This is a genomic window from Sphingomonas sp. PAMC 26621, from assembly GCF_000251145.1.
Lineage (GTDB): Bacteria > Pseudomonadota > Alphaproteobacteria > Sphingomonadales > Sphingomonadaceae > Sphingomonas.
In genome coordinates, this window is sequence record NZ_AIDW01000015.1 from 141,719 (window position 1) to 163,867 (window position 22,149).

A 22,149-nucleotide genomic window follows, 5' to 3' on the forward strand; every position below is an offset into this window, starting at 1 on the left:
GGGAAAGGGTGCGGCAAACCGGGCGTCGCTTGGCAGAGGGGGACGGCGGTGGTGCGGAACGGCGATGCGTCGGCGATGCGACTGCGGCGGATCGGGCAGTTCCTGTCCGGCATATCGGCGCTCGCGTTTGGTGCCGGGCTGGCCTTGCCGCAGCCCCTCCATGCGGCAGACACGACGATCAGCAACACGATCGTGTCGACCCCGCAGACCGTCAGCGCGAGTATCGGACAATATTCGATCACCGGAACCGGGACGCTCACCAGTACGGCCGTGACGACCCTGTTCAACCTCGGAACGATCGGAACGCTCACCAATCAGGGCAAGATCTTCAATACCGCCACGACCGGTAACGGGCTGCGAAACAGCAACTCGATCGGGGCGATCGTCAACAGCGGCACGATCAGTGCGCTTGGCGTAGCTTTCCTGAACGACCGTCAAGACGCGACGTCGACGCTCGTTCCGGTGATCGGGGCTTTCACCAATTCCGGGGTCATCATAGGGTCGAACACCGCGGGCATAACCAACCTCGGTGGCACGATTGGAACGCTGACCAATAGCGGGACGATCAAGGCACCGATCGCGATCTTGACGGCGGCTGACAACGGTAATTCCGGAATAATCCGTACGATCGTCAACTCGGGTTTGATAGCGGGCGATATCTTCAATTTCGGTTCCGTCTTGACGATCATTGGCGGAAGCGGAGCGAAAACGGGCACGCTGACCGGATTCCAACCGTCGAAACATGGCACGATCAGCTCTACGCAAGACATCGTCTTCGCGTCGGGCAATGTGTTGCTCGACGATGCCATCAACGGAAGCACGATCGCCAACAGGGGAGCGGTCATCACGCTCACTTCGCCGACCACCATCTCCGGCGCTTACAGCCAGACGGCGGGCAGGCTGATCCTTGATACGCTCGGGAAATTGTCCGTCACCGGGCAAGCGACGATCTCGGGCGGGACCATATTGGCAAGCCTTTCGAGTATCGGAAACTATTTCGCAGGCACGGCGATCTCGACGCTGGTCAGCGCGGGCGGCACGCCCAGCTATGGCGGTGTCAGCATCGCGACCACGCTGGCGAGCGGGCTGGCGGCGCGCGGCACGACGGCGGGCAGCGATTTGCTGCTGGTGGCGTCCAACGACTATATCGGCGGCACGCTCGCCACGCTCAACACCGCCGGGACGATCAGCGGCTCGGCGTATGCCTTGGTGGTCGCGGCAACCGGTTCGGTCGGCACGCTAGGCAACAGCGGTCTGCTGTCGGGCAACTCGCGGGGGATCTGGGTCGACTTCTTCGGTCACATCGGCACGATCACAAACCAGGGCCGGATCGTCGCGGTCGGCGGGGCGCAGGCCGCGGGCGGGATCGCGAACAGCGGCACGATAGCGTCCATCATCAACACCGGAACCATCGTCAGCGGGGCCAGCAGCGGGATCGGCAACAATCAAACCGGCGCCTGGATCGGGCAGATCACCAACAGCGGGGTGATCATGGGAGCCACGGGCGGCATCTACAGCGAAGGCACAATCGGATCGCTCGTCAACAGCGGTGAGATCGTCGGTGCGCAGGGCCTGTCGATTACCGGCGGTACGGTTGGTATGGTTAACAACAGCGGCACGATCCGTGGTGTCACTGCACTGTACATCGGGTCCGGGTCCAGCTTCGGGCCGATCACCAACAGCGGCGTGATTGCGGGCAGCATCCTCAACGCCAGCACGAGCGGCCTGACCATCACCGGCGGGGCCGGAAGCGCGATCGGCACGTTGACCGGCAGCACCCTTACCAACAGGGGCAGCATCATCAACACGCTGTCGAACATCGTGCTCGCCGGCGGCAACCTTCTGCTCAACGATCACGTCAACGTGACCGGGCGCACGCTGGTCAACAACGGGGCAACGGTCTACCTCAACGCGACCGACACGATTACCGGCGCGTTCAGCCAGACTGCGGGAACGCTCCTTCTTGCCCCGACGGCGGGGGGGCTGATCGCGACGGGGGCGGCGACGATCGCGGGAACGATCCTGTCGAACTTCGCAACCACCGGCAATTATTTCCAGGGCACCTACACGATGGTGCGCGGTGCCAGCCTGGGACTCGGCGGGGCGACCGTCTCGATCGGCACGATCGACGGTGCGTACAGTTCGCTGAGCACGGTCGGCAACGGGCTGCTGTTGACCATGCTCAACGACTATGTCGGCGGCACGTTGGCGACGCTGAACAATAGCGCGGCGATCACGGGAGCGGACATCGGGCTCTACGTTGCCACGACTGGAAGCATTGGTACGCTGACCAACAGCGGAACGTTCGGCGGCAACATGTTCGGCGTCGACAATCGCGGCACGATCGCCACGTTCGTCAATTCGGGGCAGATAACCAGCGGCAATTCGACCGGGTTCTGGAACCAGGGTGACATCGGGCAACTGGTCAATTCGGGGACGATCACCAATTCGAGCTGGGCGATCCTGAACGACGGTTCGATCGGGACGCTGACCAACACCGGGGTCATTGCGGGTGGCGGCAATGCGATCCAGAACAACAGCCTGATCCGACTCCTTCTGAACACCGGCACCATGTCCGGCGACCAGAATGCGATCGCCGGCGATTTCGGCACGATCGCCAATGGCGGTGCCATCCGCGGGAACATCAACCGCAGCGGCGGCACGATCGGGACGATCATCGGCGGTGGTGGCGGCACGGTCGGGACGTTCACCGGGTTCGAGGCACATCGCAAGCGACGATCGGGGTGAGCGCGAACCTGGCATTCGCGTCGGGTGCGCTGCTGCTCAACGACACGATCATGGCCGCCAATATCGCGCCGAGCGCCATCACCATCAGCAACGGCGGCGCAGACATCACGCTGCCGACGATCGTTTCGATCGTGGCGAATTACCGCCAGACCGCCGGATCGCTATTGCTCGGCAGCGCCGGGCGGCTGGTCGTCACGCAGTCCGCCACCTTCTCCGGTGGTACGATCGGGGTCGACGTCGGCGGGCTCAACGCGAACGCCACCTATCGGGTCGGGGACGCGGTCGGGGGAACGCTGGTTGCGGGTGGTCTAGGGTCGAGCTACGCTGGCGTCAGCATCGCAGCGACCGGCGGCATCGCCGGACTGAGCTTCGCCGGGAAGACCAGCGCGACCAACCTCATATTGGGTGCCAAGAACATCTACGTCGGCGACACGCAGACGTCGGTCGGCAACACCGGCACGATCAGCGGCGTCAGTTACGCATTGTACGTCGCGAATACCGGCGCGGTGGGGACACTCGGCAACAGCGGAATCTTAAGCGGTACGGCCGACGGCGTCAGCATCAACGGCAGCATCGGCACGCTCACCAACAGCGGTCGCATCAGCGGCGCCCAGAAGGGGCTTGGCAATCAGGCGACGATCGGCACGTTGATCAACGCCGCCGGCGGAACGATCCTCGGCGGGACCGCGGCGGGGCTGCAGAACGATACGACGCTCGGCAGGCTGATCAACGCCGGAGTCATCTCATCCGGCTCGGCGGGCTTTGCCAATTATGGCGTCATGGGATCGCTCATCAACAGCGGGACGATCACCGGCGGCGTGCAGGGAATCTACAACGCCGGTACGATTTCCGCCACGCTGGCCAACAGTGGGTCGATCACCTCCGCGCAAAGCGCGATCGGATTGTCCGGCGGGATCGCCACGCTGGTCAACAGCGGTGTCATCGGTGGCGGCAGCACTGGCATCAACCTTGCCGGCACGCTTGGTACGCTGGTCAACCTCGCCGGGGGGACGATCAGCGCCAGCGACGCGCTGTATGTCGACGGCACGCTGGGCGGGCTCGACAACAGCGGGTTGATCCGAGGGAACATCAAGATCGTATCGGCCAATCCGTTGACGATCAGCGGCGGGGCTGCCGGGACGATCGGCACGCTGACCGGGCTATCCGGCCGGGCGACGATCACCAACACGCTGGGCAACATCGTCTTCGCGTCGGGAAACCTGCTGCTCGACGACAATATCGTCGCGACCGGGCGGACGATCAGCAACACCGGTGCCAACCTCACGCTGAATACCCTCGTCAACGTTACCGGCAAATACAGTCAGAGCGCGGGAACGCTGACGATCGATCCGACCCTAGGCGGGCTGGCCGTCAACGGGGCGGTTGTGCTCGGCGGCGGTACGGTGCGGTCCAGCCTTTCGAGCACGGGAAACTATCTGCAAAGCACTTACACGTTGATCAGCGCGTCGAGCCTCGCGATCGACGGGGCGCAGATCTCGATCAATTCAATTGCCGGGCTGTATGATACCACCAGTGCGGCCGGCAAGTTGCTGCTGTCGATCACCAACGACTATGTCGGCGGGACGCTCGCGACGCTCAGCAACAGCGCGACGATCACCGCCGCCGCGACCGGGCTGTACGTTGTCTCGGGCGGCAGTATCGGCACCCTCACCAACACCGGCACCTTTGGCGGCAACCAGTTCGGCATCACCAATCGGGGGGCGATCGCAACCCTTTCCAACGCCGGCCTGATCACCAGCACGAACCTCGCGGCATTCGCGAATGCGGGCAGCATCGGACGGATCGTCAACGCGGGCACGATCAGCAATGCAAGCCGATCGCTCCTCAACACCGGCACGATCGGCACGGTGACCAACAGCGGGGTGATCGGCGGTGGCGTTGCGGCGATCCAGAATGGCGGTCTGCTGACGCTGATCGACAATCGTGGCACGATGTCGGGCAGCGGCGATGTGATCTCCGGCAACGTCGCGACGATCGTCAACAGCGGCCTGATCCGCGGGAACATCAACCCCGAGGGCGGTTCGATCGGAACGATCGTCGGTGGCAGCGGCGGCACGGTCGGGACGTTCACGGGCTTCGATGGCACGTCCCAGGGCACGTTCGGGGCAAGCGCCGACCTGTTTTTCGCGTCGGGCAGGCTGCTGTTCAACGACAAGATCCTTGCCGTCGGTGCCTTGCCGGCGAACCTCACGATCAGCAACGTCGGCGCAGATATCGTTTTGTCGTCGGTCATCCAAATCGACGGTAACTACCGGCAGACGGCGGGCATCCTCGATCTCGGAGCCAATGGCGGACTGCTGGTCACGCAGGGGGCCGCGCTGACCGGGGGTACGATCGCCGCGAGCCTTGGCGACTTTTCGGCGACGAGCACCTATCTCGTCGGGGGCGGCGCCGCGCGGACGCTGGTGGTGGGGGGAACCGGGTCGAACTACGCCGGGGTCAATGCCGTGCTGTCGGGCGGTTTCTCCGGTCTGCGCGTCAACGCGACCACTAGCGGCACCAATTACGTCCTTGCGGTCGGCAACGATTATATCGGGACTTCGCAGGATTCGATCGGGAACAGTGGGACGATCGGCGGTGCCACCTATGCGCTGTATGTCGCGGACAGTGCGTCGGTGGGTACGCTCGTCAACAGCGGGACGCTGAGCGGAACCGCAACGGGCCTCGTCAATCGCGGCAGCATCGGCACGCTCAGCAACAATGGGCTGATCGACGGCACGATCGGACTGCGCAATTACGGGATCATCACCGCGTTCGCCAACGCCGGTACGGTAGCCGCAAACGGTGTTCCAAACGGCATTGGCGTCTTCTCCACGAACTTGATCGCGAACTTTACCAACGATGGCGTGATCAGCGGCGGGACGGGAGGCGGCAGCACGGGGATCCTCGTCGCCGGGACGATCGGCACCCTGTCGAACCACGCTGGCGCGACGATCGGCCAGGCGGCGGAGTTCGGCACTGGCGTACAGAATTACGGAACGATCGGCCGCGTCGCCAATGCGGGGTTCCTTACCGCAGGCAGGAACGGTTTCGCCAATGGCGGCACGGTAGGGTGGTTCGATAACAGAGGAACCGTCAGCACCAGCGACCCCAGCTTCTACACCGCACTGCTGAACACCGGATCGATCGGCACGCTGACCAACAGCGGTCGGATCGCCGCGTCCGCCGGCATCTACAATTCCAGCGGTAGCATCGCGTTCCTGATCAACCAGCAGGACGGCGTGATCGCGGGTCAGAACGCGATCTTCAGCACCGGCAGTATCGGGATGCTGAGCAACAGCGGCACGATCCTGTCCTCCGGCGGCGGGAATGCGGTGTCGGTCCTGGGCACGCTGGGAACGCTCGTCAACACCGGGTCGATCATCAGCGACGCCGGTCTGGCTTTGATCGTGACCGGGGAGGGCTGGCTTGGCGGGATCGCGAACGGTGGCGTGATCCGCGGCGACATCTACAATTTCGGATCGCACGCGCTGACCATCTCGGCTGGCGTCGGTCCGGGGACGGGAACCTTCACCGGCATCGCGGGAGGACACGGGCTGATCATCAACGCCGCGAGCGATCTGGTCTTCAGCAGCGGCAGCTTGCTGCTCGGGGATGATATCGAACTCAACGGCCTGCACACCGCCATCAACGCCGGAGCGACTCTGTCGCTGGTGCCCGGTCTCTCGATCCACGGCGATTTCACGCAGACGGACGGGGTCCTGTCGCTGGTCCCGGGCCAGCAAGCGCTGTCCGTCATCGGCACGGTGAATTTGACCGGCGGCACCGTGCGTGCCGATCTCACAAGCACGGGGAATTATCTGGCGGGCGACAGCCTCCTCCTGATCTCAGGGTGGGCAGGCTCGCGTTACGACGGCGCGACCCTCGCCGGCGCGCCGACCGGTCTCGACGCGGTTGCCGACGGTAGCGAGGGCTCGCTGGTCGAACGATTTGCCAACAGTTACGTCGGCGGTGCGCTGGAAACGCTGTCGAACACGGGCACGGTTTCAGCTGCGACGGCGGTCTATATCGCGGCGACCGGAAGTCTCGGGCGGCTCGCCAACAGCGGCGTGATAGCGGGCGACATCCTCAACCTCTCCACCAATGGCCTGACGATCAGCGGTGGATTGAACGATACGCAAGGGACGCTCACCGGCCGGTCCGGGCAGGGCCGGATCACCAGCACGGGTTCGAACGTCGTGTTCGATACGGGCAGCCTGCTCCTCGACGATTCGGTCGACGTAGGCGCGGGAGCGCTGATCAACAGCGGTGCCTCGGTCGCGCTGAACGGGGTGGTATCGGTGACGGGCGCGTTCACGCAGACGGACGGCACGCTGTCGTTCGCGCGCGGCACCGGCCGGCTGGTGGCGAGCGGGGCGGCGATCCTCGGCGGCGGAACGGTCGCGATGACGGGCTTCGCCCCGACCGGCAATTATTTGGTGGGCGACCTCGGCGGGGTGGTGGTCGAAGGGGGGGAAGGGTCGTCTTCACCGGCCTCTCCTATGTTTCAGACCTCGGTGGCCTGCTGCTGTCGGGCAGTTCGTCGGGCAACGCGCTGCACCTCGATATCGCCAATTATTATGTCGGCGGGACGCTGGGATCGATCGCCAACGCGCGCGATCTCCCGGTACAGATCGCTGCCTTCATTGCATCGAGCGGCACGCTCGGCGCGTTCTCCAATAGCGGGAGCCTTACGGGACAGGTCGGACTCGTCAATCTGGGCGCGGTCGACTCGGTCTCGAACGCCGGCGTCATCGACGTCGGCGCGACCGGAATCATCAACACGAACCGGCTCGGAATGCTCGCCAACAGCGGCATGCTGCGCGCGGCAGGATCGGCGGCGGTCTACAATGACGGAACGATCCAGACGATCGTGAACAGCGGTACGCTGATCAACAGCCAGTTCAATGCCGGATCCGGGCAGATCGGCGCAATCGTCAACAGCGGAACGATCGGCGTCCTGAGCAACACCGGCCTGATCGCCGGGCCGGTTGCGCTCTACACCGACGGCGTGATCGGCACGATCGCGAACAGCGGTACGATTGCGGGCACTATCGTCAATCGCGGTACGCCGGATCTCGTCTTCACCGGCGGGACGGGCGGCAGCATCGGCGTGCTCCGGGGATACGGCACGGACGGCCAGGGCCTGATCAGCAACACGGTAAGCAACGTGGTCCTTGCTGCCGGCGAAATCCTGCTCTACGATTCGGTCGTGCTGGGGACAGGCACGCTGGTCAACACCGGCGCGACGCTCCACCTGGCGAACTCGGTCAACGTCACCGGCAATTACGCGCAGGCGACCGGGACGCTTGCGCTCGGGATGGCGTCGCTGCTGGTCAGCGGTGTCGCGAACATCAGTGGCGGGATGATCACGACCGACCAGCTCGACGGTACCGGGACCTATCTCGTCGGCACGGGCGGCGGGACGCTGGTCCGGGCCGGCGCGGGTTCCTCCTATCAAGGCGTATCCGCCACGTCGGGAATCACCGGGCTGGCGGTCGCGACCAATGTCAGCACGATCGGCAGCAATGTCGATCTGTTGCTGACGATCACCAACGACTATGTCGGGTCGACGCTCGCCAACCTCACCAACGAAGGGACGATCACCGGCGTCTCGACTGCAGCGTATATCGCCGAAACGGGAAAGCTCGGGACTCTTGCGAACACCGGCAGGCTCGACGGCAGCCTGTACGGCGTGCGCAATCTGGGATCGATCGGTCGGGTCGACAATGCGGGCACGATTACGGGATGGGTCGGCCTTTTCAATGCCGGTACGATCGATACGATCTACAACAGCGGCAGCCTGATCGACTTTCCGACCGTCCTCGCGGCTGGCCTGAACAACGATGGACGGATCGGCGCGGTGATCAACGAAGGGTTGATCAGCGGTTCGTCGCGCGGGTTCTTCAACCGCGGTACGGTCGGGCGGATCGTCAACAGCGGGACGATCTCGGGCGCGCTTGCGCTCTACAACGGCGGCAGCATCGGGACGATCGACAACCGCGGATGGATCCTCGATTCCGCCGGGCCCGAAAGCGCCGCGCTCAACAATGCCGGTCAACTCGATACCCTGCTCAACAGCGGTACGCTGTCGGGCGAAACCTATGGCGTCCTCAACGGCGGGACGATCGGCAACTTCACCAACGAGGGGCTCATCGTAGCCCCGGTCGCGATTCGCATTGGGGTTTCGGGGGCCGTCGGGCCGATCGTCAATGACGGCGTAATCGCGGGGAACATCGAAAACCTCTCCGCGCAGGCGCTGACGATCGCAGGCGGCTCGTTCGACCACGCCGGCACGCTCACCGGCTTTGGGGGGGCGCACGGAACGATCAGCAGCACGTTGGCGGACGTCGTATTCGCGCCCGGCATCCAGTTGCTGGACGACGATATCGTCGCGACCGGGCATGTCGTGCGGAACGATGGCGCGTTGCTCGGCTGGCTGCCGCCACCACCACCATCATTGGCGACCTCAGCAGTCGTCGGGCGGTCTGTACCTGCTGGGCGGGCCGTTGGTGGTGGACGGGGTGGCGAGCCTGACCGGCGGTTTAGTCGCGGCCCGACTCGACTCAGCGGTCAATTATCTGGCGGGGAGCATCGCGGCAACGCTCGTCCGCGGCGGTACGGGGTCGAGCTATGCCGGAGTTGCCGTCGATACCGGCGATACCCCGGGGCTGGCGTTGCGCAGTGGCGCGAACGGGTCCGATCTGGTGGTTACCGCGCTCAACCATTATATCGGCGCAGCGCTGGGGAGCCTGACCAACAGCGGCAGCATCGCGGCGGGCGATTATGCGCTGTACGTTGCATCCACCGGCAGCCTCGGCAGCCTGAGCAACAGCGGCACGCTCGGCGGATCGATCGCGGCGATCCATAATGACGGCACGCTCGGGCCATCACCAACACCGGGGTGATCGCCGGGAACATCGACAATCTGTCCGAGCAGACGCTGCGGATCTGGGGCGGCACGCTCACCGGCTTCGCGCCCGGCAGCCAGGGGACGATCAGCAGCGCGCAAGGTGATGTGGTGCTCGGCGGCACGATCGTCCTCAACGAGCGATCGCAGTCGGCAGCCACAGCGTCATCAACGACGGCGGGTCGCTCAGGCTTGGGGTTCGTCGCATACCGGGACTTCCAGCAAGCCAGCGGGCTGGTCACGCTCGACAGCGGCGCGTGCTCGCGGTCAGCGGCGCGGCCAGCTTTACCGGCGGCACGATCGCGACCGCGTCGGCCGGCGACGGCAATTACCTCGTCGGCGGATCGGCGGGGACGCTGGTGCGGGGCGGTGCCGGATCCAGCTACACCGGCGTCACCGTCTCGACCGGAAACCGGCCCGGGCTCGACCAGGGCGCGCAAGTCATCGGCAACGATCTCGTGCTGGCGGCGCTCAACGATTATATCGGGGACGCTCGGCATCTGTCGAACACCGGCAGCCTGTCCTCGGACTATGCCGTCTTCATCGCGACGACCGGCAGCCTCGGCAGCCTGAGCAACAGCGGGACGCTCGCCGGATCGATCGCGGCGATCCACAACGAAGGCACGCTCGGCGCGATCCTCAATTCCGGCGTGATCGCGGGGAACATCGAGAACCTTTCGGCGCAGGCGCTCAACATCACCGGCGGAACGCTGACCGGCTTTACGCAGGGGAGCCAGGGAACGATCAGCAGCACGCTCGGCGCGGTCGTTCTTGCCGGGACGATCTCGCTCGACGACGCGATCAATGTCGGCACGAATACCGTCGTCAACGCCGGCGGGACGCTGGCGCTGGCGCGCACCGTCGCGATCACCGGTCAGTTCCGCCAGCGCGAAGGGTCCATCGTACTCGGCAGTGGCGCCTCGCTGGTGGTCAGCGGCAGCGCCAGCATCACGGGCGGCACGATCTCCGCAGTGGTACCGATCGCCGCCAACTATATCGCAGGCTCCGCGGTCGATACACTGGTGCAGGGCGGCGCCGGGTCGGCCTATACCGGGGTTTCCGTCACGACCGGCACCACCCCCGGGCTCGCGCTCAACGCCGGCGCCGACGGTACCAACCTCGTGTTGAGCGCGCTCAACGATTATGTCGGTGGCTCGCTGGGAAGCCTGTCGAACAGCGGAAGTCTGTCGCAGGCCTATCCCGTCTATGTCGCGTCGACCGGCAGCCTCGGCAGCTTGAGCAACGACGGCACGCTGAGCGGATCGATTGCCGCGATCTATACCGTCGGCACGCTCGGGCAGATCAGCAACAGCGGGCTGATCGCGGGCAATATCGTCAATGCGTCGGCGCAGGGACTGAGCATCGCAGGCGGGGCGGGCACGGTCTTCGGAACGCTGACGGGGAACGGCGGTGCCAGGGGGACGATCACCAGCACCGCCGCCCCAATCGTCTTTACGGCGGGCAATGTGCTGCTCGACGACGATATCGTCGCGACCGGGCAGGTCGTGTCGAACATCGGCGCGGTGCTCCGGCTCGCGAATAGCGCGAGCATCACCGGCGGGTACAGTCAGACTGGCGGCGCGCTCGCGCTGGAGAGCGGGACTCGGCTCGTGGTAAGTGGTGCGGCGAGCCTGACCGGCGGCACCGTCTCGACCAGCTTTGAGGCAGCCGCAACGTATCTTGCGGGTTCGGTGGCGGGTACGCTCGTCCAGGGTGGCACAGGATCGAACTACACCGGGGTTACCGTAACGACCGGGGCGGTTCCGGGTCTTGCGCTCAATGCAGGCGCGAACGGTACGAACCTCGTCGTTACCGCGCTCAACGACTATGTCGGCGGTAGCCTCGACAGCCTTTCGAACACGGGAACGCTCTCGGCAGACTATCCTGTCTACATCGCGGCGGGTGGAACGCTCGGCAGTCTGGACAACAGCGGGACGCTGAGCGGGACGATCGCCGCAATTCGCAACCTCGGGCTGATCGGTCCGATCGCCAATACGGGCGTGATCGCGGGCAACATCGCCAGCGATGCCGCCGCGGATCTCACGATCGCGGGGGGCAGCGGGACGGTGTTCGGGACGCTGACCGGTTTCGCCGCGGGAACCCAGGGGACGATCACCAATACCGGAGGCGACCTGCTGCTGAACGGCAATCTGTTGCTCAACGACGCGGTCAACGTCGGCGGGCGCACGGTGCGCGTCGCGGGAGGGGCGCTGGCGATCAACGCGCCGGTCGCGGTTACCGGCAATTACAGCCAGACCGGCGGAAAGCTGCTTGTCGGCGTCACGTCGAGCGCGGCCTATGGCCAGTTGCTGGTCTCCGGTTCGGCGAGCCTGACCGGCACCAACGTCACGCTCTTGAAGCTCGGCACCAGTGCGATCAGCGCGGGACAGGCCTATACGGTGGTGAAGGCGAATGGTGCGCTCACCTTCAGCAACCTCACGTCTTCGGTGACGGGGCTCACCGGCACATTCTCGTCGATCGCCAGCGGCGGCGCGAACGGGCTGGTGCTGACGCTGAGCGAGCCCGTCGGCACGATCACGCCGCCACCGACGACCTTCACCGGGACCGGCCGCCAGGCGGGCGGTCCGGGGGTCGGGACGGGAGCGGCGCTCGACGCGATCGCGGACGCGGGCGGCCCTGCAGCGACGCCGGTCATCACCGACGTGCTGTTGCCATTGTCGCAACTGGCGCCGGAGCAACAGGAGCGCGGGATCATCCAGCTCGCGCCGACGCAACTGACGCCGCAGGTGATCGCGGTGGCGGTGTCGCCCGCCGTCAATGCGATCATCCAGCATCAGGACGTGATCGCGGCGAATGCGACCGGCCGCGAGGAGCGCGGGCTCGCCGCCGGGTCGCAGGGGCAGCGGGGCGCAGTGTGGGGGCAGGTCCTCGTCAGTGCGGCAAAACGCGACGCTGCGTCGGCGGCGTCGCCCTATCATGCGAGCAGCTATGGCGTGATGGTCGGCGCCGACGTCATTGCCGCGCCGAACCTTGCCGCGGGTGCCGCGATCAGCTGGGTAAATAGTTCCGCCGACGGCCGGGGGGCGATTGCCGGGAGCAGGACCGATCTCGACAGCTTCCAGGCGACCGGATATTTCACATGGCAGCCGGGTGATCTCGACACCGCCGGGTTTGCGATCGATGGCCAGATCGGCTTCGGGTATAACCACTACAGGCAGCGCCGCCGGATCGATTTCCTCGGCGCGACGGCGCGGGCCGCCTACGATGGCCAGCAATATCTCGGCAACCTGCGCGCCAGCTATACGATCCCGCTGTCGACCACGACATCGGTCACGCCTTATGCGAGCCTGCGCGAAGTCCATCTCCACAATGCGGCGTATCGCGAGACCGGGGCGGGATCGGCCAATCTGTCGGTGGCGAAACTCGACGTCGATGCGCTCAGCCACGAGATCGGTTTCCAGGGCGCGGGGATCTTCGAAAGCGCGTCCGGGCGCTTCGCCCCGACGGTCAAGCTCGGCTGGTTGCACACCTACAACAACGGCCCGATCCCGCTCACCGCGGTGCTTGGCGGTGTCGCGTTCACCAGCACCGCCGCGCGCGGCGCAGCGGATGGCGCGGCGGTCGGCGTGGGGCTGTCGTTCCGGTCGAGCGATCGCTTCCGGATCGCGGTCCAATATGACGGCGATCTGCGGCGCGACTTCCGAAGCCATTCAGGCACGGTCAAGATGACCGTGAATTTCTGACGCCATATTTCACTACGGTACCGTAATGTTTATCCTCCCGATGGACGATCAAATGCGATATGAAGCGGCATGATCTCGCCCCAACCGAACGGCATGACGATCGAACAGGCGCTGGGGCAGGCCAGCGCGCATTGGAACGCGGGCCAGGCGGACCAGGCCGAGCGGCTGTGCCAGCATGTTCTGGCGTTGTGGCCGGGGCAGTCGGATGCGCTGCATCTGATGGGGCTGATGGCGCATGCGTACGGCAATCTCGACATCGCGATCGACCACCTTCGTCGCGCGTGCCAGGCACCGCGGGTCCACGCGACCTATCTGAGCAACCTTGCAGAAATGTGCCGGCAGAAGGGACTGCTCCCCGAGGCCGAGGACGCCGCGCGGCGCGGGGTGACGATGGACCCGGCGATGGTCGCGGGGTGGAACAATCTCGGCATCATCCTGCAGGAATCGGGCAAGCTCGAGGAAAGCCTGTCGTGCCTCGAGCGCGTGCTGGCGCTCCAGCCGGACTATCCGGAGGCGCATAACAATCTCGGCAACACGCTGAAGCGCCTCGGGCGACTGGAGCAGGCGCGCGGGCAATATGAGGCGGCGCTGCGGCTTTCGCCCGCCTATGCGGAGGCAATGAGCAATTTGTCGAACCTGCTCAACGACCTCGGGCAGCCCGACGAGGCGCTGGCGCTCGCCCGCCGCGCGATCGATACCAATCCGCGGTTGTCGGACGCCTATATCAACGCCGCCGCAGTCGAGGTCGGGCGCGATCGCCCGGCCGAGGCATTGCGCTGGGTCGACGCGCTGCTGAGCTACGCACCGTTGCACGTCGGCGGACTCGGTGTGCGCGCGACGGCGCTGCAGCATCTCGGCCGGCTCGACGAGGCGTTGACGGACGCGCGGCGCGCGGTCGCGGCGGCGCCGGACAGCGGCGAGGCGCACAATATCCTCGGCGAAGTGCTGCAGGCGCAGAACGCGATCGGAGCGGCAATCGCGGCGTTCGACCGCGCCGCCACGTCGGTCGGGTTCGCGCCCGAGAAGGCGCTCACCAACCGCGGGGTTGCGCTGATGGAACGGGGCGACCGCGATGCCGCCATTGCGACGTTCGAACGGGTGCTCGACCAGTATCCGCGGTCGATCGGCGCGTGGTTCAATCTTGCCGATCTTCGGCGCTTCTCGGCGGGCGACCCCGCGATCGCCGCAATGGAGGCGCTGCTCGCAAGCGGCGGGATCGAATCGCACGCGGATCGGACCGCGCTGCGCTTCGCGCTGGGCAAGGCGTGGCTCGACGTTGGCGATGCCGAGCGCGGGTTTGCGCATCTCGACCAGGGCAATCGAGAGAAACGGGCAACCTTTTCCTACGACCCGGCGGCAACCGATCAGTGGATCTCCGAGATCATCGCGGCTTTCCCCCCTGCACGGTTCGAGCGACCACCCGCAGACGTGCCAGGCAGCGATCGCCCGGTGTTCGTGGTCGGCGTTCCGCGATCCGGGACGACGCTGGTCGAGCAGATCCTCGCCTCGCATTCCGCCGTGGTCGGCGCGGGCGAACTCGCGACCTTGCAGGGGGTCGTACGGACGGCGGGGCCGTTTCCGGCATGCGCGACTGGCCTTGGCGTGGACGACGAGGCGACGCTCGGCCGCGCGTATGTCGACGCGATCGAACCGCTGGTTGAGGGTCATCGTCGGATGGTCGACAAGATGCCGTCGAACTTCCTGTACGCGGGGCTGATTCACCGGCTGCTCCCCGATGCGCGGATCATTCATGTCCGCCGCGACCCGGTCGATACGTGCCTGTCCTGCTACTCCAAGCTGTTCACGCGCGAACAGCTGTTCGCCTATGATCTGGCCGAGCTCGGGCTCTTCTATCGCAGCTACGATCGGTTGATGGCGCACTGGCGGGCGGTGCTTCCGGCGGATCGCTTCATCGAGGTGCGGTATGAGGACATCGTCAGCGATCTCGAAACCGAAAGCCGTCGTCTGGTCGCATTTTGCGGTCTCGACTGGGATCCTGCCTGCCTGCACTTCCACCGGACCGGGCGGATCGTCCGCACCGCCAGTGTCAATCAAGTACGACAGCCGCTTCATGCCGACAGCGTCGGTCGCTGGCGAAAGTATGCGCGGCACCTGACGCCTTTGACCGCGGCGCTTGGGATCGATGCCGAGGTTCCGGTCCCGTCACATGCACCCAAAACGCGCGCCAAGCGCGCCGCCGTTCCGGTCGCCTCGTGACCGGCGGCGGCGTCGACCTCCCCGTGATCGAGGCGCAAGTCCGCCCGCTGCTGACGGCCGGGCGTGGGGCGGAGGCCGAGGCGTTGCTCAGACCGGCGCTGTCGAGTGGCGCCGGGCCAGTGGCGCTATGGGCGCTGCTTGCGCAAGCGCTGCGGGTGCAGGGGCGGGTCGCCGAGGCGCGTCCGATTCAGGAAATGCTGGTCAGTGCCTTGCCCGGGCACCTTTCGACGCGGTTCGACCTGTCGGAAACGCTCCTGCTTCTCGGGGAGTTCGGCGCGGGCTGGCGCGAGTATAACCATCGCTACAGCCTTGCGCATACCAACCGGATCGAACGCAAGGTCCAGCGCCCTCGATGGGACGGACGTCCGATCCCGGGGCAGACGCTGCTGATCCACGACGAGCAGGGCTATGGTGATACGTTTCAGTTCATGCGGATGGTGGCGTGGGCCAAGGCGCGGAGTAAGGCGACCGTCGTGCTCGAAATCAACCACGAGACTGCGGGGCTCGCGCGACGGATGGCGGGGCACGATGCGATCACGCTACGCGGTGAACTCCCGCCGCATTTCGACGTGCATTGCGAAATGATGAGCCTGCCGCATGTGATGGGGTTGCAGCTGAGCGATCTCCCCGGGAAACCGATGCCGTATCTTTCGGCCTTACCGGAACGCAGGGTCGCGTGGCGCAAGCGCCTGGCGCCCTATCCGGGGGTGAAAGTCGCGTTTCTCTGGGCCGGGCGTCCGACCCACTTCAACGATGCCAACCGTTCGATGACGCTCGCGCACTTTGCACCGCTTGCGCAGGATGGCGTCACTTTCTTTGCGATCCAGAAGGGGCCGAGCGAGGGGCAGGGGCTCTCGCCGCCGCCCGGCCTGAAAGTGGTCAGCCTGAGTAACGAGATCCGCGATTTCGAGGATACCGCGGCGATCCTGTGCGAGGTCGACCTGCTGATTTCCATCGACAGTTCCCCGGTACATCTCGCGGGTGCGCTCGGTCGGCCGGCTTGGGTGCTGCTACCGTTGCTACCCGACTGGCGCTGGCTCCAGCATCGCGAGGATTCGCCCTGGTATCCCTCGTTGCGGCTATTTCGACAGCGTGGGTGGGGGCGATGGGATCAGGTCGTCGAGGAGGTGGCGGCCGCGCTCAACGCTTTGGTGCGGCAGTGCGAGAACCGCCAGACCGCCGCGTGACAGTATCCGCGACCGTTCGTTTCGAGCGTCGTCGGGAAACCCGGCACAACGACGGCCTCTCGCCATCGCGCTGAACGAACGGGTAGTATCGTACGGTCAGTCTTGGCTGAGCGCGATCGGGCAGGTCCAGTCCCTGGGGTCGATCTGCGTGAGTCCTTCGACCTGAACGTTTGCCTCCGCGGGAATGCAGAGCATGTTGACGGATACGACCCCGGGCCAGATATCCTGCGGGTTGCCCCGGAAATTATCGGGCGAGAACAGCCGCGGCAGGTGCCAGTACAGCGCGTAGCCATGGTCTGCGATGGCATCGATCACCGTCTGCTGGTTCGCGGCCCGGTCGTTCTCGATGTAGATTACCGGACGACACCGTCGGATCGTTTCCGCGGCACCACGCAGCACGGCAGGCTCGAACCCCTCGACGTCGATCTTGAGCAAGCCGCATGCCGGCAATTCCAGCGCATCCAGCGGTCGGACCCGGACTTTTATCCCGCCGTTGCCCTCGGCGAGCAGCGAAATTCCCCCGATATTGCCGTGCGCGCCATAGTCGACCCGCGGAACGATCGCCTCGCCTTCGGCTTCGCCACACGCCTCCGGATAGGCCACCGCGTTCGTGATGTCGTTGAGCGCAAGGTTGGCGCAGAGGATCTGAAACAGCAGTTGCTGCGGCTCGAACGCCAGGAACGGGCCGGGCGCGCTGGCGCGCGCGATGTCGACGCTGTGCGAGCCCATGTTCGCACCGATTTCGACGACGGTCATTCCGGGGTGGATCAACTGGCGCAGCATCCGCCATTCGTCGGGCGCATATTCGCCGTAAAGCTCGAGCGCCTGGGTAATATAGTGATCCGTCGCAAACGCGAGCATCGGCCCCGAGCGTGTCTGATACGTCCGGATCAACGGCGTCCCCATGCCGAATAGCCTAATCGATCTCTGTGGCTAGGTCGACATACGGACAGCTACCTATGAAAAGTCCCGAGGATCGCCGACTGGCGACCCCCGGGACTTTCATGGATCAGAACCGATCAGGCGTTCGGGCGGATGATCTCGGTCGCGGCGAGATGCTCGGCCAGGAACCACACCTGCGGCTCGTGCGTGCGGATGATGTTGCTGACGAGCAGGTCGTTGGTGCCGTCGTCGCCCGCTTCGTCGGCGGCTTCCGCGCCTTCGCGCGCCTGGCGGAGGATGATTTCATGGGCTTCGAGCAGACGCGACAGCTGCGTCGGTACGTCCTCGCGGCCCTTGGGCGGACGGGGGATGCGCGTCATCTCCGCAACATCGGGCGCCATCGCGATGCTGATCCCGCCGAGCGCCATGATCCGCTCGGCGATCATGTCGACGAGGGCGGCCTGCTCCTCGTAATGTTTGTCGAGCAGCAGATGCAGCTGGTAGAAGGTCACGCCAGACATCTGCCAGTGGTGCTTTTTGTACAGATCGCGCAGCGTCATCGTGTCGACCAGCACCTGGTTTAGCGTCGCGACGCTCTGGGCGCGGGCGTTCGCCTCGAGGGCGAGCGGGAGGTCCTTGAGCGTCTCGTACGGCTGGATCTCGCGGTAGTCGACCTTGTACTGCGGCTGCGCCTCTACCGATTCCGGCTTGGTGGAGGACTTGGAGATCTTGCGGGCCATGAGCGATCCTGTTCGGCTTCGAGAAATGGTGAGGGTGAAACGACGTGCCCCCGCAAAAGGTCCGATGCGAAACGGTTCAGGGTATCAAATTGCTTCGCTCGGTCGCGACCAGCGCGACGAGCCAGTCGGTAAACGCGCGGACCGCCGGAAAGGCGCTCGTGTCCTGATGCGTCACCAGCCAGAACGACCGCGTGATCGCAAGAGACGGGAGGATCGCAACGAGTGCGGGATCCGCGTCGCCGATGAAGCGGGGCAGGACGCCGATCCCGGCGCCACTCGCGATCATCCGAGCCTGCGCGTTGATGCTGGAGGAGCGTAGCGTCGGGGCGGGGGCACCCGGTATCTCGTCGAGATAGCGCAGCTCGGGAGCATAGATGATGTCGGGAATATAGCCGATCATCCGCCGGGTGCGCAGATCGTCCCGCGCCAGCACCGCCTGTTCGGTCGTCTGATACTGCGCGGAAGCGTAAAGCCGCAGCGCGTAATCGGTCAGTTTGCGAGTCCGCAGCGGCCCGCGGCGGGGGCGGGCTAGCAGGACCGCGACATCGGTCTCGCGTCGGGTTGGGTTTAGGAAACCGCTCGTCGCGACGAGATCGACCGAGAGGGCCGGGTAGCGATCCGCCAGGCTCCCGAGATGCCGGCTGACGAACCATGCCCCGAACCCCTCGGCAACGCTGACCCGCACCGTGCCCTCGATATGGTGATCGGCCGAGGGTGGCGTTCGCGTCTCGCTGGCGATTGCTTCCATCGCGCTTGCACGACTGAGCAAGTCCTGCCCGGCCTCGGTCAGGGCCTGCCCGGTCGGGGTCTGTTCGAACAGCCGTTGGCCCAGTGCCTGTTCCAGCCGACGAAGCCGCCGACCCACGGTCGTCGCGTCGAGACCGAGCGCGGATGCGGCGCGACCAATCTGGCGAGCGCGCGCGACTTCCAGGAAAATCGGCAGGTCGCTCCAGTCCATCACCTGCAAATATGCAGGTTGCGACTGCGTGTCCACCTCTTGCAGTGGCGCGTGGCAAATGGTCTAGCGCACCCACCATAGGAGAGTTGCCATGCGAAATATCGACCATCATATCGTCGGCCTGTCCGGCGGCGGTGCCACCCGGACGGGCGAGGTGTTCGATCCCAACACCGGCCAGGTCCAGGCAACGGTCGCGCTCGGCACGCAGGCCGATCTCGATACCGCGATCGCCGCCGCGCAGAAGGCGCAGCCGGGCTGGGCCGCGACCAACCCGCAGCGCCGCGCACGCGTGATGTTCGAGTTCAAGCGGCTGGTCGAGCTGCACATGGACGAATTGGCCGAGCTGCTGTCGTCCGAACACGGCAAGGTGATCGCGGACTCGAAGGGCGATATCCAGCGCGGCCTCGAGGTAATCGAGTTCTGCTGCGGCATCCCGCATGTGCTGAAGGGCGAATTCACGCAGGGCGCAGGCCCGGGGATCGACGTCTATTCGATGCGCCAGCCGCTCGGCATCGGGGCGGGGATCACGCCGTTCAACTTCCCGGCGATGATCCCGTTGTGGATGTCGGGTGTCGCGATCGCGACCGGCAACGCGTTCATCCTCAAGCCGTCCGAGCGTGACCCGTCGGTGCCGGTCCGGCTTGCCGAGCTGTTCCGCGAGGCAGGGTTGCCCGAGGGCATCCTTCAGGTCGTCCACGGCGACAAGGAAATGGTCGACGCGATCCTCGATCATCCCGCGATCAGCGCGGTCAGCTTCGTCGGCTCGTCCGACATCGCGCATTATGTCTACAAGCGCGGCGTCGCGGCGGGCAAGCGCGTCCAGGCGATGGGCGGCGCGAAGAATCACGGCATCGTCATGCCCGATGCGGATCTCGACCAGGTCGTTGCCGACCTTTCGGGTGCGGCATTCGGTTCGGCGGGCGAGCGGTGCATGGCGCTGCCGGTCGTGGTGCCGGTCGGCGAGAAGACCGCGATCGCGTTGCGCGAGAAGCTGATCCCCGCGATCGCCGCGCTCCGCGTCGGGGTCTCAACCGACAAGGACGCGCATTACGGCCCGGTCGTCAACGCCGTGCATCGCGCGCGCATCGAGCAGTGGATCCAGACCGGCGTCGACGAGGGCGCTGAGCTGGTCGTCGACGGGCGCGGGTTCGAGTTGCAGGGGCATGAGAAGGGGTTCTTCATCGGCCCGTCGCTGTTCGACCATGTCACCACGTCGATGGAATCGTACAAGGAGGAGATCTTCGGCCCGGTGCTGCAGATCGTCCGCGCGAACGACTTCGAGGATGCCGTCCGCCTGCCGAGCGAGCATCAGTACGGCAACGGCGTCGCGATCTTCACGCGCAACGGCCATGCCGCGCGCGAATTTGCGGCGCGGGTCAATGTCGGGATGGTCGGGATCAACGTGCCGATCCCGGTGCCCGTCGCCTATCACACGTTCGGTGGGTGGAAGCGCAGCGCGTTTGGCGATACCAACCAGCACGGCATGGAAGGCGTCAAGTTCTGGACCAAGGTCAAGACCGTGACGCAGCGCTGGCCCGATGGCGGGGTCGGCGACGGTGCCAACGCCTTCGTCATCCCGACAATGGGCTGAGTTTTTCGTTGCCCTGCGATCCAATATCAAAAGGCCTTTCATGACCGACCAGTTCGACCTCACCCCCCAATTTGATCTTACGGGCGATCAGCGCGAGATCCAGGAACTCGCGCGCCGCTTCACCGCCGACCGGATCACGCCGTTCGCGGCGGAGTGGGACGAGAAACACATCTTCCCGCGCGACACGATCAAGGCGGCGGCGGAGCTGGGGTTCGCGGCGATCTACGTCTCGGAAGAGTCGGGCGGGATCAATCTCGGGCGGCTCGAAGCGGCGCTGATCATGGAGGCGATGGCCTATGGCTGCCCGTCGACCTCGGCGTTCATCTCGATCCACAACATGGCGAGCTGGATGATCGACCGGTTCGGCGGGCAGGCGGTCAAGGACAAGTATCTGCCCTCGCTCGTCACGATGGACCGGATCGCGAGCTATTGCCTGACCGAGCCGGGCTCGGGCTGGACGCCGCGGCGCTCAAGACCCGCGCGGTGCGGGATGGCGATCACTATGTCGTCAACGGCACCAAGCAGTTCATCTCGGGCGGCGGCGAGAACGAAGTCTATGTCACGATGGTCCGCACCGGCGAGGACGGCCCCAAGGGCATTTCGTGCCTGGTGATCGAGAAGGACATGCCCGGCGTCAGCTTCGGCGCGAACGAGCGCAAGCTCGGCTGGCACTCGCAGCCGACCGCGCAAGTGGTGTTCGAGGATGTGCGTATCCCTGTGGATAACCTTGTGGGCGGCGAGGGCGAGGGGTTCCGGATCGCGATGATGGGGCTCGATGGCGGGCGCTTGAACATCGGTGCGTGCTCGCTCGGCGGGGCGCAGCGGTGCCTCGATGAATCGATCGGCTACACCAAGGATCGCAAGCAGTTCGGCACCGCGATCGCGGATTTCCAGAACACCCAGTTCATGCTCGCGGACATGGCGACCGACCTCGAGGCGGCGCGTGCGCTGCTGTACATGGCGGCGGCAAAGGTGACCGCGAATGCGCCCGACAAGACCAAGTTTGCGGCGATGGCGAAGCGCCTGTCGACCGACACCGGCTCGCTGGTCGCCGACCGCGCGCTGCAGCTGCATGGCGGCTACGGCTATCTGATGGATTACCCGATCGAACGCTTCTGGCGCGACCTGCGGGTGCATTCGATCCTGGAGGGGACCAATCAGGTGATGCGGATGATCATCGGGCGCGAACTGACGCGCCAGTAATCCCGCGAA

10 protein-coding genes and 1 pseudogene are annotated in these 22,149 nt (G+C 65.5%); 8 read left to right on the forward strand and 3 right to left on the reverse strand.

Translation table 11 applies throughout. From position 1 onward, the window contains the following. The first annotated feature begins 51 nt into the window (after nt 1–51). From RI03_RS07665 to RI03_RS07690, 6 genes are all read left to right on the forward strand, one after another. A complete protein-coding gene (locus RI03_RS07665) occupies nt 52–2,748 on the forward strand; it encodes a beta strand repeat-containing protein (RefSeq protein WP_170318357.1) in 2,697 nt (898 codons plus the stop codon). Then, entirely contained in the window at nt 2,745–7,625 is a 4,881-nt protein-coding gene (locus tag RI03_RS07670; RefSeq protein WP_010216370.1) for a beta strand repeat-containing protein, read from the forward strand. The genes RI03_RS07665 and RI03_RS07670 overlap by 4 nt, the downstream gene beginning before the upstream one ends. Continuing rightward, nucleotides 7,547–9,619, forward strand: a complete 2,073-nt coding sequence (locus RI03_RS07675) for a beta strand repeat-containing protein (protein ID WP_010216372.1) — start codon at nt 7,547–7,549, stop codon at nt 9,617–9,619. The genes RI03_RS07670 and RI03_RS07675 overlap by 79 nt, the downstream gene beginning before the upstream one ends. A gap of 296 nt (nt 9,620–9,915) precedes the next feature. Continuing rightward, the gene (locus RI03_RS07680) at nt 9,916–13,362 is read left to right on the forward strand and encodes an autotransporter outer membrane beta-barrel domain-containing protein (protein WP_010216374.1); all 3,447 of its coding nucleotides are present in this window, start codon (nt 9,916–9,918) and stop codon (nt 13,360–13,362) included. A gap of 69 nt (nt 13,363–13,431) precedes the next feature. Beyond that, on the forward strand, nt 13,432–15,579 hold the full coding sequence (locus RI03_RS07685) for a sulfotransferase (protein WP_010216376.1): 2,148 nt from the start codon (nt 13,432–13,434) through the stop codon (nt 15,577–15,579). Beyond that, entirely contained in the window at nt 15,576–16,766 is a 1,191-nt protein-coding gene (locus RI03_RS07690; RefSeq protein WP_010216378.1) for a glycosyl transferase family 8, read from the forward strand. The genes RI03_RS07685 and RI03_RS07690 overlap by 4 nt, the downstream gene beginning before the upstream one ends. 96 nt (nt 16,767–16,862) lie before the next feature. Here RI03_RS07690 and RI03_RS07695 read toward each other — a convergent pair whose 3' ends face one another. From RI03_RS07695 to RI03_RS07705, 3 genes are all read right to left on the reverse strand, one after another. Beyond that, nucleotides 16,863–17,660 (reverse strand): FkbM family methyltransferase, encoded by a 798-nt coding sequence (locus RI03_RS07695; protein WP_238542311.1) that lies wholly within the window; start codon nt 17,658–17,660, stop codon nt 16,863–16,865. Between the two features lie 125 nt (nt 17,661–17,785). Then, nucleotides 17,786–18,388 carry a Dps family protein gene (locus tag RI03_RS07700; RefSeq protein WP_010163277.1) on the reverse strand — a complete coding sequence of 201 codons (603 nt, stop codon included), beginning with the start codon at nt 18,386–18,388 and terminating at the stop codon, nt 17,786–17,788. A 76-nt stretch (nt 18,389–18,464) separates the two neighbouring features. Then, nucleotides 18,465–19,346 carry a LysR family transcriptional regulator gene (locus RI03_RS07705; RefSeq protein ID WP_026046543.1) on the reverse strand — a complete coding sequence of 294 codons (882 nt, stop codon included), beginning with the start codon at nt 19,344–19,346 and terminating at the stop codon, nt 18,465–18,467. A gap of 91 nt (nt 19,347–19,437) precedes the next feature. On the opposite strand from RI03_RS07705, the gene RI03_RS07710 reads away from it, so the two are divergent. Together RI03_RS07710 and RI03_RS07715 are read left to right on the forward strand one after the other, a co-directional pair. Beyond that, entirely contained in the window at nt 19,438–20,937 is a 1,500-nt protein-coding gene (locus RI03_RS07710; protein WP_010216383.1) for a CoA-acylating methylmalonate-semialdehyde dehydrogenase, read from the forward strand. A gap of 40 nt (nt 20,938–20,977) precedes the next feature. Beyond that, a pseudogene (locus RI03_RS07715) lies at nt 20,978–22,140 on the forward strand (acyl-CoA dehydrogenase family protein). Nucleotides 22,141–22,149 lie beyond the last annotated feature (9 nt).